The sequence below is a fragment of the Halorubrum sp. SS7 genome (assembly GCF_005435055.1).
Classification (GTDB): domain Archaea; phylum Halobacteriota; class Halobacteria; order Halobacteriales; family Haloferacaceae; genus Halorubrum; species Halorubrum salinarum.
Genome location: NZ_SGXV01000071.1, coordinates 1 through 2,026 on the forward strand (window position 1 = coordinate 1; position 2,026 = coordinate 2,026).

2 protein-coding genes and 1 pseudogene are annotated in these 2,026 nt (G+C 49.8%); 1 reads left to right on the forward strand and 2 read right to left on the reverse strand.

Features of this window, described 5'->3' with window-relative positions; all coding sequences use genetic code 11:
• Positions 1-12 precede the first annotated feature (12 nt).
• Positions 13-267 carry a hypothetical protein gene (locus EXE44_RS16575; RefSeq protein ID WP_137717959.1) on the reverse strand — a complete coding sequence of 85 codons (255 nt, stop codon included), beginning with the start codon at positions 265-267 and terminating at the stop codon, positions 13-15.
• Between the two features lie 446 nt (positions 268-713).
• Between EXE44_RS16575 and EXE44_RS16585 the strand changes: the two genes are divergently transcribed.
• Positions 714-1,622 carry a hypothetical protein gene (locus EXE44_RS16585; RefSeq protein WP_137694940.1) on the forward strand — a complete coding sequence of 303 codons (909 nt, stop codon included), beginning with the start codon at positions 714-716 and terminating at the stop codon, positions 1,620-1,622.
• A gap of 82 nt (positions 1,623-1,704) precedes the next feature.
• On the opposite strand, the pseudogene EXE44_RS16590 reads toward EXE44_RS16585, so the two are convergent.
• Positions 1,705-2,026 (reverse strand): annotated as a pseudogene (locus tag EXE44_RS16590) (hypothetical protein); the annotation flags it as partial.

The following is a 2,026-nucleotide window of genomic DNA, read 5'->3' on the forward strand; positions in this document are numbered from 1 at the left end:
TGACGGCGCCCGTCATCGCGCGCCCCCGTCGAGGGCGTGATCGTACGGTCCGGAGTCCGTCAGCAGCTGGACCCGGTCGCGTTTGAGGAGGGCGTCGGTCTTCTGGTCGCGCAGCTCGTAGAACACGCCGTCGGCGTCATTGCGGCGCGCGCAGAGTTGACACCAGAAATGGTGATTCGTCGGTTCCCACGTTCGGTGGCCGCGGGGACAGAGGAACCGCCACCGATCTGCGTCATCTTCGATCCGCACAACTTCCTTTGGAGGCATCACCTCACGCCGACGAGGGGGGATATAAAAGCCGAAATCCTTGTACGGGGACTGAAAGTGAAACTGATGCGGAGCGAGTCCGCTGGTTGCTGCGCGATCACGTCCGCCGTGGGGGGATTGAATACCCCCGGCCGTGTTTGCTGACATGGCTTTCGTGCCTGACTCACGGAAGCCCGTGCGGGCCTGCTGCTCCAGCAGCGAGGCCCGGCTTTTGGAATGCTCCCGTTAGTGACGAAATTGTATTGACATCACATAGTTCTATCGCTGTTCAATGAGTCAAGTGACCCGGTTTTGACCACGTCTGAGGTAGCAGAGGAGTTGGATTTCTCACTATCAGGGACAAGAAAGAGATTATATCAACTCAATGAAGACGGGATTATAGATATGAAAAAAGCAGGGAATAGTCCAGTATGGTGGCTGTCTACGGATAGACAGAGCTGAGTGAGATGATTGGTGAAAGTCAGGATAAGCTGATAGACAAAATAAACACTCGGAGTCTACAGGAGCACTTAAATAGACAATTAGAGATATATAAGCACACACAAGTAAGAGCGGAAAGAATAATTCAGTTATTAATAGCATCGGCCGCTGTAATTGCTACTTTTGGAGATCCTGAAGTATTCCGTAGAATTGGTGAGTTGTACCTTGATTTGCTTACTGTGGATGTTTTAATTGAACCGTTTGTGATTTTATCACCTGAAGAGCAATCTGAAGTTCTGAGTTTCTTGGGGGTTCCTCTTAGTACTCTGCTTTTTATTTTAGGGGTATTGTTACTGGTCGATTCGGTGGTTTGGTCGGTTGATGTGATTAGGATGCCGCGTCCTCGACCGTATATGAGTGGAAAGGGTCTGGGAATCGTGAATTTTTCTCGGGAAGAGCTTGATTATATATCAAATCTTGGATATAATACCGTAGGAACTGAGTCAGAGCGGTTGAAGAGTGACATAAAATACAATGTCATTGTCCTAAGTAGGGTTGAACAGTATCTGAATCGATCATATACGACACTCGCCATGGGATTATTCACATTATTCGTGTCAACTCTCCCATATTCCGCAGAATTGGCAGATGATATTAGCATTCTGACTGCTATGCTGGTGGCTATTTTTACTTCAGTGACAATGGGTGTTCTATTATTTATTGGTGATCTGCTTATTTCTGGAATCAAAAAAGTGGAAGTGCGAAAGCGTAATATCCCAGTTCCTGAAGCACTGTATCGATTGTATAGAAGATCGGCTGGAGTAAATATGGTACATATTTTAATTTATACTTTTGGTAGTGTCATACTAATGATCACCTACCTATTCTCATTTACTGTCACCAGTATTTGGCTTGTAGAAGTAGGTCTGATATGAAAGCGCGACCCCCCACAAGGAGGGGTCGCGCAGGCTCCCGCCCACTGAAAGGGGTGGGTGGGTCGAAGGGTAGTTCACCGTGTTAGGTTGCTGGTCCGCGGTCGCGCAGCTCGTCGAGGAGATCGGGCCAGTCGAGGTCGAGTGAGAAGAGGTCCGGTTCGAGGTTCCAGTTCCACGGAGCGGCGTCGTCAGGGTCCGGTTCCGCGGTCGCGGGTTCGAGGTTTTCGACGGTCCCACCGAACAGGTGGTTCGTCGGCTTGTCAGCATCAGCGGGCCAATCCTCGAAGAAGTCGACCTCTTTCTTCGAGTGTTTGAAGTACGCCGTCGTGAACAGCCGTTTCAGCTCCGGGTGACAGTCCTTCCCTGTGTGGAAAACCGTTCCGAAGACGTCGACGTTGATCTTC